This is a genomic window from Geobacter argillaceus, assembly GCF_007830735.1.
Lineage (GTDB): Bacteria > Desulfobacterota > Desulfuromonadia > Geobacterales > DSM-12255 > Geomobilibacter > Geomobilibacter argillaceus.
The window spans coordinates 35,655-51,145 of record NZ_VLLN01000017.1 but is presented as its reverse complement, the minus strand read 5'-3'; the positions used below and the strand labels follow the sequence as shown (position 1 = coordinate 51,145).

The window sequence follows — 15,491 nt, the reverse complement described above, 5'->3', positions numbered from 1 at the left end:
GGGAAAGGGGAATCCATGGGAATCACTATCAAACCTTCCGATCTCAAGTACAAATACCCTAAAGGCGTGGTCAGCCGCGATGTCCCGAAGTTCAGCGGCAAGCCGGACCGGGCACCGTTCGACCGGGACGACCTCTACGAGATACTGCCGATGCTGGCGAAGGTGATGGACGAGCTGGGGCGGGACGACGGAAGCACCCTCCACCTCATTGAGGACCTCATGAATCGGGACCTTCCCCGCTCCATCGTGGCCAGGGAAGAGGTGTTCGACTTTCTCGTCGGCTGTACGCGGGAAATCATCGAGGAGCAATGAGCCGCACGCTCCCGATCCATGCCGACGAGGCCGCTTCCCGGGCCCGGGGAGCCCTGCTCGGCCTGGCGGTCGGCGACGCCTTAGGCGGTCCGGTGGAGTTTATGACCGCCGGCGAGATCCGGGCCAAACACGGCGTCCTGAGGGAGGTGGTGGGTGGTGGGTGGCTGCGGCTGAAGCCGGGTCAGGTTACCGATGACACCGAGATGTCCCTCTGCGTGGCCCGCGCCATCGTTGCTGCCGGCGGCTGGGACCTGGCGGCGATTGCCGGTCAGTTTGCCCGCTGGCTTAAAACCAAACCGCTCGATGTGGGCGACACCTGCCGCCGTGGGATCCGCAACTTCATGCTCAAGGGGCAGCTGGAGACCCCACCTAATCAGTGGGATGCCGGCAATGGCGCCCTGATGCGGATGGTGCCGGTCGGTCTCTTCACCCTGGGGGACGATGCGCTGCTCAGGCGCTGCGCCGTGGAGCAGGCCCACATCACCCACAATCACGCGCTTTCCGACGTGGCCTGCGTCTGCTATGGCCGGCTCCTCCACCTGGCCGTCATCGGCGCCTCCAAGACCCGCATCCGTCGCGAGGCGGACAGCCTGATAGCGGATTTTCCCACCTTCTCCTTCGAGCCGTACCGGGGGCTGGCCACCGGCTACGTGGTGGACACCTTCCAGACGGTCTGTCACTACTTCTTTCGCGGTCGGGACTTCGAGGAGTGCGTGGTGGGGGCGGTGAACCAGGGTGGCGACGCGGACACGACGGGTGCCATCATCGGCGGCCTGGCCGGGGCCTACTACGGCCTGGAGAGCATCCCCCAGCGCTGGCTGAAGCGGCTCGACAAGAATGTTGCCCAGGAACTGAGCGGACTTGCCCTGAAACTGCTCGCGCTCTCCCCGCTGTTGGAAGCGTAAAATTCAGATCGTACACATCACCTGCCGCACCCGATACTCTCCGCCGATGATCAGGTATTCCCCCTCACCCTTCATGATGCTGTTGGGGAGCAGGTCGCTGAAAAAGAAAATCTTTGCCAGCGGCACCCGCACCTCCCAGACCGTGGAGCCGAATTCCCAGGCGCGCTCCTCGTCGGCGGTGAAGGAGACCAGGTTGTTGAGCCTGACGATCTGCTGGCGTTTGGCAATCTGTTCCAGCACCTCATGCTCGGACGCGTCGTAGGTGCCGCGGTAGAGGGAGATGGTGGGAATGTCGGGGAATTTCCGGGCGAGTTCGAACTGGCAGTATTCGAACAGCAGGTCGAGCTGGGAGTTGATGGCGTTGGTCCGGGCGCTCCCCTTGGTCCGGTCGATGGCAAAGGTCATGTACTCCTCGGCATGGATGCCGGGGATCCGGATCTTGTGGAAGGTGGGGGGTAGCCCCATGCGGCTCTCCACCCACCCCTTGAGTACGGCGCCCTCTATGGAGTTGGAGTCCATCATCCAGCCGCGCAGGAAGCGAAGGTAGCTGTTCTTTATGCTCTTTCGGGCAGTGTCGGTCTGCTGTTGCCAATGGTGCAGCTGGAACTTCACCGACATGTAGTCGTTGAAGACCAGTGCCCGCTCCTCGGCGGCAGCGATCCCGTCGAGCCTGTCGAACAGAAACCGGTTGGCCTGTCTGACCCCCTGGATTTCCAGCGGCTGGGGGTGATCATTAAAGGTACGCGAGGCGATGACCCATGGGGGGAGGTTGCAGAGGTTGAAAGCTGAACTTTGCATCGGGTCATCACCTCGTTGTGACAAGGAACCGTGGGGGCGCCCCTACAGCACTTTGGCCAGCTCAGCCAGGGCCGGGCCGATTTCTCCGGCGAGCGCGAAGGTGGGGAAGCCGAGACCCTCCATCTCCTCCCGGGGCGCCTGGCCGATCTGGGAGCAGACGATGGCTCTGCACCCTGTCAGGGCAGCGGCGATGTTCGCCAGGATGTGGGCACGCAGGGGGTGTTCCGGGTCATAGGTGCAGTAGCGCTCCACCTTCTTTTCGTCCACGAGTGTAGCGGTAGCGTTGTCCACGTTGTAGATCAGGAACCGTTCCGCGTGGCCGAAGTGCTGGTCGATTTCCCTGCCGGTCTTGGTAGCAACCGCAATGAGCATATGACACCTCCACTGTGGTCTTCTTGTTTGAGACAACCATTTACACCAGGGAATGCTATATTTCGGGTTCTGGCAAGGCTTCGCTTCCCTCTCCGGCGGAGGCGTAGCACCGCTACGCCGCACAACGGAGAGGGAAGCGAAACGCAGCCAGGTTCTGGAAGATAGCATTCCCTAAGCGACTACCGGTTCGAAGGTGAAGCACTTCTTGGAGCAGGTCCGCCCGCACGCCTGGCAACCGATGCAGTTGCCGGGGTTCTCCACCTTCATGAACATCTTGGCCGAATCGTCCTCGTCCAGTTCCTCGAAAGCCAGTACGTCATGCACGCAGACCTTGAAGCAGCGGCCGCAGCCGATGCAGGTCTCCTCGTCGATAGACATGATGAATTGCGGGGTGTATTCAGTCTTGTTTCTTCTGAGTCCGGTGATGTAGGCCATGTTCGTATCCTCCGTTTTGGTGGTGTTTTTGTACAAGATCAATCATCCAGAAAAGAGCCGCTGCCTTCCTTGTGCATCGCCTTCCTGAGCCATGGCGGCGGATTCCCCTTCAGTACCTCCTGCAGCTTGCCGACAATTTCGGCGACCGGTACCTCACTGTTGGTCTTCATGGGGTGGATCTTTTTCGCCACCAGCTTGGCCGCGGCCGGCCCGCCGATCTGCATGGTGTAGACGATGGCGCAGTCGGTGAGGGCGTTGGCCCGGGCCGCGATCCGGTCCTCTTCATCCTCGGCGCTGGTGATGGCGCTGACCGTGGTGAGCGGTTTTGCCGCATCCGGCCCGATCTCCCAGATCTGGAAGGTCTGGCATTGGCCGAAGTGCTGGTCGATCATCTCGCCGGTGGAACTGGTAAATGCTACTTTCATAATGAATTCTCCTCGGAACAGTCTAGTTATGGGCCAGTTTCTGCGCTTCCGTGGCGTTCGCCTGGAACAGGTTGGCCACCTCGAAGATCAGGTTCAGGGTCCCCCGGTAGCCGACCCACATCTTTTGATGTGCCCCCAGACGGTCAAAGACCGGCAGCCCGGCCCTGAGATGGGCCTTGATCCCCAGTTTGTTGGCTGCCTGGCGACCGTTGGAGTTGGCTACCAGCAGGTCCGCCCCTACCGCCGCTGTCTCAAGGTCTTCCAGGTCGCCGACAAAGACGCTGTCGGTTGGGAGACCGTCCAGTCCCCTGGTGCGGGTGGCGCTGATGGCAGCCTGGATTGTGCACCCCATGCCGGCCAGGAATCGGGTTATCACCTTCAGGTTGTCGGCCTCCAGGGCGATGGCGACTTTCCTGGCGCCGAACTGGTAGTGACTGTCCACCATGGCATCCATGAGGCGGCTCCGCCAGCGGCACTGCTTCTCCGGGATCGGGCGGCCGCTGATGGCCGAGAGCGTCTCCATCAGGGCGTCTACCTCGGCCAGGCCGGTCACCGACGTGAAGCCGTAGGCCGGGATATCGAAGCTTTCTTTTAGCTTCAGGGCTGCCCTGGCCAGGGAGTCGCCGATATAGATGGTTGCTTGGCTCCGTCCGGCCTTCCTGATCTCCTCGATCGGGATGCCGCCGGTGGAGAGGGGGGAGACCTCCTCGTCGATATGGCCGTCCAATGCATTGGCGATGTCCGGGATGGTCAGGACCGTCAGGCCGAAGGACTCCGCCAGTTCCTTGAGCTCTTCCACGTCCGCCGGGGTGAGGTGGGCACCGGGGAGCAGGTTCACCTGGCCCGGGACGGTTTCGCCACCTTCAGGGATGGTGCCAACGATCGCCTCCACCGCCGCGGCGTATCCTTCCTGCAGGGAGCCGCAGTAGTCGGGCGTGGAGGCCCAGACCACCGGCACATCGGCGTATTCCGGGTTTTCCTGGCGGAAGTGGACGATGGCGCTCCTGACGTCGTCCCCCATGGTCTCGGTCAGGCCGGAGGTCATCACCCCCACCACGCCCGGGTGGAACTTGTCGATGACCCGCTTGATCCCCTTTTTCAGGTTCTCCCAGCCCCCGAAGATGGCGGTGTCCTCGCTCATGGCCGTACAGTTGAGGGCGATGGACTCCTTGAAGTGGCGGGAGAGCTGCAGCCGGATGAAGGTCGAGCAACCCTGGGCGCCGTGCAGGAGCCCCAGCATGTTGTCGATCCCCAGATACGCCAGGGTGGCGCCGAGGGCCGGCGAGTTCTTCTGCGGGTTCACAGTTGCCTGCTTGGTCGGTACCTTCACCCGTGAGGCGGAAAGGTCCTCGGCCATGAATGTCTCGCCGTGACCGGCAGCGGCCGCCACGTTGGTTGCCAGTTCTTCGTCACTCTTCTCCCACGGGGCCTTGGCGTTCAGCACCGGCCAGATCGGGTTGTTGACGGTCAGGTCCAACTGCCGGGCAAAGGTCACCATCCCCTCGTACCCCGCATAGGGGTGGGAACGGCCATGGTTGATGTCCAGAAACGGGGTCTTGGTCTTCAGTGCCAGGAACTTGGTCTTGCCGCCGGCCACGATCAGGTCGGGCAGCTTCTCCCGCATAACCCCGAGGAGTCCGGCTGTGGAGGTGTCCTCGATAATTTTCGCGTCCTTGTGCATCAGCCCCTTCATCCGGTAGAAGTCTTCCAGGGTCGAATTCTGGGTGCCGGCGGCCAGGATCTCCACCCCCAGCTCCCTGAGGGCGTTTACCATGGACCAGGTCTTGACCCCGCCGGTGAAGAGGACCGAACTCTTTCCTTCGAGCCTCGCCCGGTAGGGGGCGAGACTCTCCCGGCATCGTACTTCTTCCTCTTCCAGAAGCCGTTCCACCCGGTCCTGCATGACCCGCTTTTCCAGGCCGCCAACCGCGTCGTCCAGTTCGCGGGCGATATCCCGCAAAGCCTTCGCCGTGTCGGTCATGCCGTAGAACGACTCCTCCAGGTACGGCACGCCGTAGTTCTTCTGCATCTTCTTGGCAAGGTTGGTGAGGGACTTGGAGCAGATGATGATGTTCAGCTTGGCCCGGTGGGCGTAGCGCAGCTCCTCGAAGGTGGCGTCGCCGCTGAAGCAGGAGAGAACCTGGATACCCAGTCGGTCGAAGAGCGGGAGCATCCCCCAGAGGTCGCCGGCGATGTTGTACTCGCCGATCAGGTTGATGGGATACTCGCCGAGCACGGGCGGCTCAGCCGTACCGATCACGTACTTGTACAGGATCTCGCCGGCCAGCCGGTTACCGATGTTCTTGTCGCCGATGAAGCCGGGGGTATTGACCGGGATCACCGGCATCGGGCCCCTCAACAGCGGCTTTTTGCCCGGGCCGGCGTTGGCTGCGTCGTCGGCTCCTCGACGTACTTCCCGGTACGCCTGCGTCGCCTCCTCCTTGCCGCCTTGGCCTGAACAAAAATCCTTGTTGAGATATTCTTGTGCCGCCGCGCAGACCGCCTCAACGTCATCGCCGGTCATTGCGGTGACGCAGGTGGCGTAGACGAAGATCGCCCTGGCCTGGTCCCGATACCGTTCCGCCAGCTCCAGTATCGCCTTGTACAGTTTCTTCTCGCCACCGAAGACCACGTCGTTTTCCAGCATCTCGGTGGTGAAGCCGCGGCGGTAGAGCTGGGAGCCGCTGGAGCGGGCACCCCGGTTGTCCCAGGAGTTGCCGGCGCAGGCGATCGGGCCGTGCACCAGGTGGATTACGTCGGTGATCGGCATCAGGACTACCCGGGCGCCGTCATAGGCACAGCTCCGCTCGGTCCCTTCTCCCGGTTCGGATTTCTTGCAGAACTTGGGGGCTCCCTTCTCCTGGTGGGTATCGCATTCAGGGGCGTCGTAGTAGTCTGGTCTGGCCATGATTTCCCCACCTTTCCGTCGGTGATGCTGCAAAAAACAAAAGGCGCCCCATTTCGAGAATGGATGGCGCCTTTGCCAACGTTTCTGTTATTGGCGTTGTGGATGCATTGCTCATGCCAATGTATAATCTCCATATATACAAGAAGGTTTCGGTGCCAGCCGCCGGCATTCTGGGCATTCGCCCGGGTTGCTGCCGACTTTTTGGGCACTTGTCGGGTGGCGCCTGTGTAACGGACGGTGTCTTTGTCGATGCTTGACATGTGTACGTTTTTGGCTATTGTTGTTGACCGGTATTCTTTATCAATAGAGTTGCCGGTGCCAGTCAAGACAAATGACATGACTGCTTCCAGGAACAATCAAAGAGGGGAGAGCATTTAGATGGCCAGTATCAAAGGAACCAGAACCGAAAAGAACCTGTTGAAGTCGTTTGCCGGCGAGAGCCAGGCCCGTAACCGCTACACCTACTTTGCTGCAGCTGCCCGAAAAGAGGGGTATGTGCAGATTGCCGACATCTTCGAGGAGACCGCCGGCCAGGAAAAGGAGCATGCCAAGCGGTTCTTCTCGTTCCTGGAGGGGGGAGACCTGGAGATAACCGCCTCCTTCCCCGCCGGCCGGATCGGCACCACGGCTGAGAACCTGCTGGCGGCCGCAACTGGGGAGCATGAGGAGCACACCGTGCTCTATCCGGGCTTTGCCTCAATCGCACACGAAGAGGGTTTCCCTGCCATTGCTGCGGTCTGGCACGCCGTTTCCGTGGCAGAGAAGCAGCACGAGAAGCGTTACCGCGACCTGCTGGGCAACATCGAGAACAACCGGGTTTTCACCCGTGATGCGGAAGTGGTATGGCGTTGCCGCAACTGCGGTTATCTGCATGACGGGAAAGGGGCGCCGGAGCAATGCCCTGCCTGTGTCCACCCGAAGGCCCATTTCGAGCTGCTTGGCGAAAACTGGTAGCATGCAGTTCACGCACAAACAACGCCGCACCCAGCCGGGTGCGGCGTTTCCCCCATAATTCCATCCACCACCAGTCTGCCGCGTGAGTTCGTGATGTCGATCACGGGGCACGGACAGTCGGCTTAGGCGTGATTCACCCTATACCGGATTATGCACAACTACCATCTGGGCAGGCATTGGCGCCGGGAAGCCGGCTGCCGCCAAAGCCTCGCGGATTGTCCGGTTGCCATCGAAATAGACCTGCCTTTGTTGAAGAAGATTCTGGCCGTAACTTGAGGGCACTTGCGTAATTGCGCGGCATCCGGGATGGTGCGCATGGCGGCCCGCCGGGGATTCCCGACGGGCCGCCTGTTGTGCAGAAATGCAAATAGTGAATCCTTACCGCATCATCTCGAAGTGCCGATCCTCGCAGGTCTCATCCCTGATCTCGATGAACTTGTTGCAGATGGCGGAGACCATGTTGATGACTCCCTGGTAGCCGATCAGCGGATGGCGGTGCAGGTTTACCCGGTCGAAGACCGGGAAGCCGAACCTAAACAGCGGGATATTGGCGTCGCGGGCGGCGAACTTGCCGTGTGTGTCGCCGATCATGGCATCCACCGGGTCGGTCATGACCAAGCTGCGCAGGTGCCAGAGGTCCTTGTTGATGTAGATCTTTCCCTTGGCGCCGTAGGGAGAACTGTCGAGCAGGGCCTGGATCTCCTTCTCCAGCTTTTTGGTTCCCTTGGAGCAGAGGATGTGATGGGGAACCGCCCCCATCTCCAGGAGAAAGGAGACGTAGCCCAGCAGATAGTCCGGGTCGCCGAACAGGGCGAACTTTTTGCCATGGATGTACTGGTGGGCATCGGTGATGGCGTCCACCGCCCGGCCGCGCTCTGCCTTCAGGGAGGCCGGGACAGGCTTAGCGAAGAGCTCGGAGATCTTCAGAAGCAGATTGTCGGTCTTCTCGATGCCGAACGGGGTCGGCATCGCCACGTGCTTGCCCGCGTAGTTGTCCTTGATCCAGCCGAAGGTCTTGGTGGTGGCGTAGGGACCCAGGGTAATGGTCGCCTTGCCATTGATGGAGTCGGCTGCGTCGTCCAGCTTGGTGCCGCCGGGATAGGCGCGATAGGTGCCGTCCAAGGGAGAGTCGAACGTCTCGGAGATGTCGGCCAGGAAGGTGTAGGGGATGCCGAACGCCTCCAGTATCCGCTTGTACTCCCGGTAGTTGCCGGTGTTGCAGTCAAAGCCGGCGATCAGGTTGAGCTTGCCGGTGCAGCGCCCTTCCACCTGCTTGCCGCTGGTCAGGGTCTGCAGGATGGAGAGGAGCATGGCGTCGTAGCCGTGGATGTGCGAGCCATTGAAGCTCGGTGTGTTGGCGTAGGGGAGGGGGAAATCCTCCGGCACGCACCCCTTGTTCCGGGCGTTCTTGATGAAGGCGGTCAGGTCGTCGCCGATGATCTCCGGCATGCAGGAGGTGAAGATCGGCATCATCTTCGGTTTGTAGATGGTGTAGGCGTTTTCAAGTGCCTCGTGCAGGTTGTTCTGGCCGCCGAACACCGCGCCGTCCTCGGTCATGGAGTCGGAGACCGCCGGGGCCGGTTCGCGGAAGTGGCGGTTCAAGGTCGAGCGGTAGTAGGAGGCGCACCCCTGGGAGCCATGGACAAAGGGGAGGCTCCCCTCGAAGCCGTGGGCCGCCAGCTCGGCACCCAGCGGCTGGCAGGCGTGGGCCGGGTTGATCACCAGTGCCTGGCGGGCAAAGTTCTTCTCCTTGTACTCCTCGGTATTGATCCATTCCGAGACCCGCTTCACTTCCGCTTCGGGGATCTCGGTCACGTATTTAACAGCAGCTTCTGCACTCATAAAATTCTCCTTTCGGCTGTGGACCAATCCGTCCAACGCGCCGGCAATTGAAGTCCCCCTTTAAGAAAGGGGGATTCAGGGGGATTTGGTATCTCGAATCAAATTCCCCCCAGCCCCCCTTCATAAAAGGGGGGAGTAACCATCAAAACGGGCTTTTGACGAACTTCCATGTCGGGCTATTGATCGCCATATCCACATCTCTTGCAAAGATCGGGAAGCCGTTGTAGGCATGGTACGGACCGGAGTAGTCCCAGCTGTGCATCTGGCGGAACGGGATACCCATCTTCTGGAACAGGTACTTCTCCTTGATGCCGCTTCCCACCAGGTCGGGGCGGAGCTTGTGGACGAATTCCTCCAGCTCGTGCTCCGAGGCGTCGTCGTAGATGACCGTGGCTTCGGGCATCTCCGGAGAGGTCCGCTCATAGTCGTCGCCGTGGGCGAATTCGTAGCCGCTTCCCACCACTACCATTCCCAGGTCGGCGTAGGCGTTGACCGTATGGCGGGGGCGCAGACCGCCGACGTAGAGCATCACCTTCTTTCCTTCCAGCCGGGGCCGGTACTCATCGATCACCGCCTGCATGATCGGGTCGTACTTGGCAATGGCCGCCTCCACCTTCTCCTTGATGGTGTCGTCGAAGAAGTCGGCGATCTTCCGGAGGCTCTCCCGGATCTTGGTCGGGCCGAAGAAGTTGAACTCCAGCCAGGGGATGCCGTACTTCTCTTCCATCACCCGGCACATGTAGTTCATGGAGCGGTAGCAGTGGATCAGGTTCAGCTTCACCTTGTGGGTGGCGGCGATCTTCTCCAGCTCGCCGTCGCCGGTCCAGACCGCCTTCACGTTGAGGCCGATCTCCTCCAGGAGCGGCTTCACCGACCAGACGTCGCCGCCGATGTTGTAGTCGCCGATGAGGGCGATGTCATAGGGGGTCTCCGGCTCGCTGAATTCCCGGGTGCCGATGATATGGTCCCGGATGGTGTCGTTGGAGATGTGGTGCCCCAGGGACTGGGAGACGCCGCGGAACCCCTCGCAGTTGCAGGGGATGACCGGGATGTCCAGTTCCTGGGCGGACTGCTTGGCCACGGCATTGATATCGTCGCCGATCAGGCCGACCGGGCATTCGGAGAGGACCGAGATCCCCTTGGCCAGCGGGAAGAGTTCGTGGGCCTCAACAAGCAGCTGCTTCAGCTTCTTGTCCCCGCCGTAGACGATGTCCTTTTCCTGGAAGTCGGAGGTGAACTGCATGGCGAACTGATTGACCCCGTTGATGCCGGTCATCAGGTTGCGCCGGGTCCCCCAGGAGTACCAGCCGCACCCCACCGGGCCGTGGGAAACGTGGACCATGTCGCGGATCGGCCCCCAGACCACCCCTTTGGCGCCGGCATAGGCGCAGCCGCGGGCGCTCATGATGCCGGGAACGGTCTTCCTGTTGGACTTGACGCAGGCCCCGGACCCCTCGTTGGGGGCCAGGTGTGGAGCCCGCTTTTTCTTCGCCTTCTCGGGATAGATCTCCATTGCCTGGTCGATCATCTCCTGGGTCGACTCTTTGGTGATCCCTTCAACACTCTTTATGGCTGCATCTGACATAGGTCACTCCTCTGTTTTCAATGGAATTCAGAAAACGTCAATTTTTCGTTATATCAAGGCGGCCGAGGATTTCGGCGGAGGCGTAGTACCCAGTGGGCATAAACAGCGCTACGCCGCACAACGATAATCCGCAGGCCAACGCCGAGATAACGGAAAAGTGGCGTTTTCCTACTTCGCCGCCGCTTCGGCTACGCCGACAACGCTCTCATCCTCCGCCTCCATGATACCGTACTCCATGAGCAGGTCTTCCAGCTCTTCCATCTCCAGCGGGGTCGGCACCACCAGCATCTTGTTATCGAGGATCTTCTGGGCCAGGGTCCGGTACTCATTGGCCTGCGGATGCTCGGGGGAGTATTCGATGACGGTCATCCGGCGCATCTCAGCCCGCTGTACCTGGTTGTCGCGGGGAACGAAGTGGATCATCTGGGTGCTGAGCTTTTTGGCGAGCGCATCGACCAGTTCGTACTCCTTGTCGGTCTTGCGCGCATTGCAGATCAGGCCGGCCAGCCGGACCTTGCCGGAGGAGGCGTACTTGAGAATACCTTTGGCGATGTTGTTGGCAGCGTACATGGCCATCATTTCGCCGGAGCAGACGATGTAGATCTCTTCCGCCTTGTTCTCGCGGATCGGCATGGCGAACCCGCCGCAGACAACGTCGCCGAGAACATCGTAGAAGACGAAGTCCAGGTCGGGGGTGTAGGCGCCGTTCTCTTCCAGGAAGTTGATGGCGGTGATAACACCCCGGCCGGCACAGCCGACACCGGGCTCGGGACCGCCGGACTCGACGCACTTGACGTCGCCGTAACCGACCTTCAGGATGTCGTCCAGTTCCAGGTCCTCGACCGTGCCCAGTTCCCGCACCTTGTCCATGACCGTGGCCTGGGCCTTGGCGTGGAGGATCAGCCGGGTGGAGTCGGCCTTCGGGTCGCAGCCGACGATCATGACCTTCTTGCCGAGCGACGCGAGACCTGCCACCGTGTTCTGGGTTGTGGTTGATTTGCCGATGCCGCCTTTGCCGTAGATCGCGATCTGTCTCATGTTGTTTCTCCTTTCGCGGCCAGCTATCCGTGGACCGCATGCGAGTTGTTCGGGGCAATAAAAAAGGCGCCCCATTCGTGATAATGGCGGCGCCTTTGCCTACTGCATAAATTTCGTTGAATACGTCGGCGTATTCGTCTGGATGTTTGGTGTGCAGCGATTACGCTCTTTCACAAAGCATTGAGCGTGCCAAACTATTAACGTGCCGAATTAGCGGATGTTTGTCTAGTGGTGCTGGTCGTGCGCTGCAATGGGGTGAGGCAGTTGCCTTGTTTTTGTTCAATCTGTAAAGCCACGTGCCCGCTGATGCATGCGGTCAAAGGCCGATAGTACGATCAATGATATCCATCTGCCCATTAATAGGGCAGATGGCGATTTCTGCAGCAGGTGCTTAAGCGGGAGGCTAAAAAAACAGGGGGCACGATATTCGCGCCCCCTGGTGCCACCCTGTCAGTGTCACATTTGCTACGTTTCGGTCAGCAGGATTGCCTCGGCAATCTGGCGTAGCGATTTCCGTTTGTCCATGGCCAGCTTCTGCATCTTGCGGAACGCCTCCGGCTCGGAAAGCCGGTGGCTCTTCATCAGCACGCCCTTGGCCTTTTCGATGATCTTGCGGGTCTCCAGGGTCTCCTTCAGGTCTTCCACCTGTTCCTTCAACTCCTCCACTACCTCGTTGTGGGCACAGGCCATCTCGATGGCCGGCCAGAGGTCCTGCTCGCGCAGCGGTTTGATGAGGAACGAGGCGATGCCTATTTTTTTGGCACGCTCGATGGTCTCCTGGTCGTGGCAGGCGGTCAGGAACACGATGGGGAGCTTCAGTCGCTGCCTGATTTCCGCGGCAGCGGTGATCCCGTCCTTTTTCGGCATGGATACATCCAGGATGGCCAGGTCGGGAATCTTGTCCAGTGCCGCCTTCACAGCTGCCTCGCCATCGCAGCACTCGATGATGGTTTCAAAGCCGAGCTTGGCAAGGTATGCCTTCAGGCCGCTTCTGATAATCGGTTCGTCATCGCAGATCAGTACAGTTTTCAAGGTGGTTCTCCTTTTACCGTCAGAAGTCGTTGTATCCAGTTTAGCACGATCCGTTCCCACTCTTTATGGTCATGCCGCTGCCAGAGAGCTGCTTGAAGTCTCATAGAGCCGCATAAGGTCGGCATCGGTCAGGGGGCGCTTTCGATCCCCGGCCATGTTGCGGGCGCGCACCAGGAGCAGCACAGCTTCATCCCCGGTGAGGGTGATCCCGACCGCACGGTACCGTTCGATAAGGCCGCTGGTACCGGAGTGCTTGCCGACCACCATCTGGCGCGTTAGGCCCACCTCCCCGGGGTCGAATCCTTCGTAATTTTTAGGGTTTTTGATTACACCGTCGGCATGGATGCCTGATTCGTGGGCAAAGGCCCGCTCGCCGACGATTGCTTTCCAGGCCGGTACGGGGCGATGTGAAGCCCGGCCGACGTAGCGGGATATCTCCCGGAAGCGATGGGTATCTATGCCCGGATCGATGCCGCAGGCGACCTTGAGGGCCATGACCACCTCTTCCAGGGCCGCGTTGCCGGCCCGTTCGCCCAGGCCGTTGACCGTGGTATTGACGAACCGGGCACCGGCCTTGATGCCGGCAATGGCGTTGGCAGTGGCCATGCCCAGGTCATTATGGGTGTGTACTTCGATGGGGAGGGAAGGTACGGCGCCGTGGAGTGCCCTGACCTTTTCGAACATGGTGAACGGGTCGAGGATGCCGAGGGTGTCGCAGAAGCGGAACCGGTCCGCCCCCATGGTGACGGCCAGGTCCATCAGTTCCGCCAGGAAGGTAAGATCGGCCCGGCTGGCATCTTCTCCCCCCACCGACACGTACAGCCCGTTCTCCTTGGCAAAGCCGAGGGCCTGTTTCAGCTGTTCCCGCACCCAGGCGCGGTTCTTGCCCAGCTTATTCCTGATCATGATGTCCGAAACCGACAGAGAGATGTCGACGCTAGTAATGCCGCAGGCGATGCTCGCCCGGATATCGCCGACCAGTGCCCGGTTCCAGGTGATGAGCCGTGCGTTCAGCCCCAGTTCCACCAGGGCGCGGATCGAGCCGCACTCCTCGTCGCCCATGGCCGGTATGCCGCATTCCAACTCATGGACCCCCATGGCATCGAGCATCCTGGCAATGGCGATTTTTTCCTTCCGGCTGAAGGCTACGCCGGCGGTCTGCTCCCCGTCACGCAGGGTGGTGTCGTCGATGATGATCGGTTCTGCACAGATAATGGGCATGGTGGCTGCCTTTCCGGCAACAAAAAAGGCCCCGGGAAGAACTCCCGAGGCCTCATTGCCGCTTGTTCAGAGTGATATTGCCTGAAGTATATCACTCTGAACAGCACAAGGCATGCCATCTGTACATGTGCCGACCTCTCGGAAGTCAGATGGACATATGCCGGATGTCCTTCCCCTTGATCATGAAGATGACCATTTCCGCCACATTGGTGGCATGATCGGCGATTCGCTCCAGGCATTTCGAGATCTGGTTGATCTTCATTGCGCGGCTGATGCTGGTCGGGTCGGCTATCATGAAGGTCAGGAGTTCCCGTTGGATCTGGTCGTTCAGGTCGTCGACGAACTGGTCGTCCCGGCAGACCTTGTAGGCCAACTGATCGTCACCCTGGACAAAGGCATCCAGTGCCTCCTTGACCATTACCCCGGACCACTGGGCCATGCGCGGCATGTCAATGTAAGGCTTCAGCGGCGGCTCTTCGTTCAGCTCCAGCGTCCGTTTGCCGATATTGCGGCACTGGTCGCCGATCCGCTCCAGGTCGGTGACGATCTTGAGGGCCAGGGTGATGAAGCGCAGGTCCCTGGCAGCCGGCTGCCGACGGGCCAGCACCTCCAGGCACCGTTCATCGATCTCCATCTCCAGCCGGTTGATCTCGTGGTCAGAGGCGATGACCCGTTCGGCCAGGTCCGAGTCCCGTTCCACCAGCGCCTTCAGGGAGTCGTTAATCATCACCTCCACCTTTCCCCCCATCTCCAGGAGCCTCTGGCGTATCTCGTTCAATTCGGTGTCAAACTGCTTGCTGTAGTGTTCTCTTTCCATTATGACCCCTTATATAAAAGTTCAAGGTTCAATGTTCAAGGTTCAAGGCCTGCAATTGTTACATCGAACCTCGGACCGATATTACCCGAACCTTCCGGTGATGTAATCCTCGGTCTGCCGCTGCTCGGGGGTGGTGAAGATCATTTTGGTCGTGCCGCACTCCACCATCTCGCCCAGGTAGAAGAACGCCGTATAGTCGGAAACGCGGGCAGCCTGCTTCATGTTGTGGGTAACGATGATGACAGTATACTGCTCCTTCAGTTCATCGATCAGCTCCTCAATCTTCAGGGTGGCGATCGGGTCGAGGGCCGAGCAGGGCTCATCCATCAGAATCACCTCGGGCTGCACGGCTATGGTCCGGGCGATGCACAACCGCTGCTGCTGGCCGCCCGAGAGCTCCATGGCGTTCGTCTTCAGCCGGTCCTTGACCTCGTCCCAGAGGGCGACCCGTTTCAGGCTCGACTCGACAATCTCGTCCGCAGTGGTGCGGTTGAGCCGGCCGAGAAGCTTGTAGCCGGCAAGGACATTGTCGTGGATGGACATGGCCGGAAACGGGTTGGGCTTCTGAAAGACCATGCCGATCCGGCGCCGGATTCCCACCGGGTCCACCCCCCGCTCGTAGATGTCGTCATTGTCCAGGAGTATCCGGCCGGTCACCCGGGCGGCGGGGACCAGGTCGTGCATCCGGTTCAGGCTGCGCAGTACCGTGGACTTGCCGCACCCGGACGGGCCGATGATGGCGGTGACGCTGTTGGCGGGAAACTCCAGGGAAACCCCTTTTACGGCATGGGTCTTACCGAAATGAACGTTCAGGTTGTCGAGCTGTACTTTTGTCTGCATTCTATCC

15 protein-coding genes are annotated in these 15,491 nt (G+C 60.4%); 3 read left to right on the top strand and 12 right to left on the bottom strand.

From position 1 onward, the window contains the following. Positions 1-15 precede the first annotated feature (15 nt). Together JN12_RS13480 and draG are read left to right on the top strand one after the other, a co-directional pair. On the top strand, positions 16-312 hold the full coding sequence (locus tag JN12_RS13480; protein WP_145023591.1) for a hypothetical protein: 297 nt from the start codon (positions 16-18) through the stop codon (positions 310-312). Further along, positions 309-1,217 carry an ADP-ribosyl-[dinitrogen reductase] hydrolase gene (gene draG / locus JN12_RS13475; RefSeq protein WP_145023589.1) on the top strand — a complete coding sequence of 303 codons (909 nt, stop codon included), beginning with the start codon at positions 309-311 and terminating at the stop codon, positions 1,215-1,217. Before JN12_RS13480 ends, draG begins: the two co-directional genes overlap by 4 nt. 3 nt (positions 1,218-1,220) lie before the next feature. Here draG and JN12_RS13470 read toward each other — a convergent pair whose 3' ends face one another. The 5 genes from JN12_RS13470 to JN12_RS13450 form a co-directional block, all read right to left on the bottom strand. After that, positions 1,221-2,015, bottom strand: coding sequence for an NAD(+)--dinitrogen-reductase ADP-D-ribosyltransferase (locus JN12_RS13470; RefSeq protein ID WP_145023587.1), 795 nt, complete (start codon positions 2,013-2,015; stop codon positions 1,221-1,223). A 42-nt stretch (positions 2,016-2,057) separates the two neighbouring features. Then, a complete protein-coding gene (locus JN12_RS13465; protein ID WP_145023585.1) occupies positions 2,058-2,387 on the bottom strand; it encodes a NifB/NifX family molybdenum-iron cluster-binding protein in 330 nt (109 codons plus the stop codon). Between the two features lie 171 nt (positions 2,388-2,558). Next, a complete protein-coding gene (gene fdxB, locus JN12_RS13460; protein ID WP_145023583.1) occupies positions 2,559-2,822 on the bottom strand; it encodes a ferredoxin III, nif-specific in 264 nt (87 codons plus the stop codon). Positions 2,823-2,860: 38 nt separating this feature from the next. Next, positions 2,861-3,247, bottom strand: coding sequence for a nitrogen fixation protein NifX (nifX, locus tag JN12_RS13455; protein ID WP_145023581.1), 387 nt, complete (start codon positions 3,245-3,247; stop codon positions 2,861-2,863). A gap of 22 nt (positions 3,248-3,269) precedes the next feature. Continuing rightward, on the bottom strand, positions 3,270-6,155 hold the full coding sequence (locus JN12_RS13450; protein WP_145023579.1) for a bifunctional nitrogenase iron-molybdenum cofactor biosynthesis protein NifEN: 2,886 nt from the start codon (positions 6,153-6,155) through the stop codon (positions 3,270-3,272). Between the two features lie 378 nt (positions 6,156-6,533). Between JN12_RS13450 and rbr the strand changes: the two genes are divergently transcribed. Continuing rightward, the gene (gene rbr / locus JN12_RS13445; RefSeq protein WP_145023577.1) at positions 6,534-7,109 is read left to right on the top strand and encodes a rubrerythrin; all 576 of its coding nucleotides are present in this window, start codon (positions 6,534-6,536) and stop codon (positions 7,107-7,109) included. A gap of 378 nt (positions 7,110-7,487) precedes the next feature. On the opposite strand, the gene nifK is transcribed toward rbr, so the two are convergent. The 7 genes from nifK to pstB form a co-directional block, all read right to left on the bottom strand. Next, positions 7,488-8,951, bottom strand: coding sequence for a nitrogenase molybdenum-iron protein subunit beta (gene nifK, locus JN12_RS13435; protein ID WP_145023575.1), 1,464 nt, complete (start codon positions 8,949-8,951; stop codon positions 7,488-7,490). A 142-nt stretch (positions 8,952-9,093) separates the two neighbouring features. Further along, complete coding sequence (gene nifD / locus JN12_RS13430; RefSeq protein ID WP_145023572.1) at positions 9,094-10,536, bottom strand: nitrogenase molybdenum-iron protein alpha chain; 1,443 nt, start codon at positions 10,534-10,536, stop codon at positions 9,094-9,096. 168 nt (positions 10,537-10,704) lie between these two features. Next, complete coding sequence (nifH, locus tag JN12_RS13425) at positions 10,705-11,574, bottom strand: nitrogenase iron protein (protein WP_145023570.1); 870 nt, start codon at positions 11,572-11,574, stop codon at positions 10,705-10,707. Positions 11,575-12,039: 465 nt separating this feature from the next. After that, positions 12,040-12,606 (bottom strand): ANTAR domain-containing response regulator, encoded by a 567-nt coding sequence (locus tag JN12_RS13420; RefSeq protein ID WP_145023568.1) that lies wholly within the window; start codon positions 12,604-12,606, stop codon positions 12,040-12,042. Positions 12,607-12,675: 69 nt separating this feature from the next. Next, entirely contained in the window at positions 12,676-13,827 is a 1,152-nt protein-coding gene (nifV, locus tag JN12_RS13415; RefSeq protein ID WP_145023566.1) for a homocitrate synthase, read from the bottom strand. A gap of 145 nt (positions 13,828-13,972) precedes the next feature. After that, a complete protein-coding gene (phoU, locus tag JN12_RS13410; protein WP_145023564.1) occupies positions 13,973-14,644 on the bottom strand; it encodes a phosphate signaling complex protein PhoU in 672 nt (223 codons plus the stop codon). Positions 14,645-14,725: 81 nt separating this feature from the next. Next, complete coding sequence (gene pstB, locus JN12_RS13405) at positions 14,726-15,484, bottom strand: phosphate ABC transporter ATP-binding protein PstB (protein ID WP_145023562.1); 759 nt, start codon at positions 15,482-15,484, stop codon at positions 14,726-14,728. Positions 15,485-15,491: the final 7 nt, after the last annotated feature.

Coding starts and splice junctions, on each gene's coding strand:
- rbr (WP_145023577.1), top strand. CDS start 6,534: ATGGCCAGTATCAAAGGAACCAGAACCGAAAAGAACCTGTTGAAGTCG.
- draG (WP_145023589.1), top strand. CDS start 309: ATGAGCCGCACGCTCCCGATCCATGCCGACGAGGCCGCTTCCCGGGCC.
- fdxB (WP_145023583.1), bottom strand. CDS start 2,822: ATGGCCTACATCACCGGACTCAGAAGAAACAAGACTGAATACACCCCG.
- JN12_RS13480 (WP_145023591.1), top strand. CDS start 16: ATGGGAATCACTATCAAACCTTCCGATCTCAAGTACAAATACCCTAAA.
- JN12_RS13450 (WP_145023579.1), bottom strand. CDS start 6,155: ATGGCCAGACCAGACTACTACGACGCCCCTGAATGCGATACCCACCAG.
- phoU (WP_145023564.1), bottom strand. CDS start 14,644: ATGGAAAGAGAACACTACAGCAAGCAGTTTGACACCGAATTGAACGAG.
- nifD (WP_145023572.1), bottom strand. CDS start 10,536: ATGTCAGATGCAGCCATAAAGAGTGTTGAAGGGATCACCAAAGAGTCG.
- nifH (WP_145023570.1), bottom strand. CDS start 11,574: ATGAGACAGATCGCGATCTACGGCAAAGGCGGCATCGGCAAATCAACC.
- nifK (WP_145023575.1), bottom strand. CDS start 8,951: ATGAGTGCAGAAGCTGCTGTTAAATACGTGACCGAGATCCCCGAAGCG.
- nifV (WP_145023566.1), bottom strand. CDS start 13,827: ATGCCCATTATCTGTGCAGAACCGATCATCATCGACGACACCACCCTG.
- pstB (WP_145023562.1), bottom strand. CDS start 15,484: ATGCAGACAAAAGTACAGCTCGACAACCTGAACGTTCATTTCGGTAAG.
- JN12_RS13470 (WP_145023587.1), bottom strand. CDS start 2,015: ATGCAAAGTTCAGCTTTCAACCTCTGCAACCTCCCCCCATGGGTCATC.
- nifX (WP_145023581.1), bottom strand. CDS start 3,247: ATGAAAGTAGCATTTACCAGTTCCACCGGCGAGATGATCGACCAGCAC.
- JN12_RS13465 (WP_145023585.1), bottom strand. CDS start 2,387: ATGCTCATTGCGGTTGCTACCAAGACCGGCAGGGAAATCGACCAGCAC.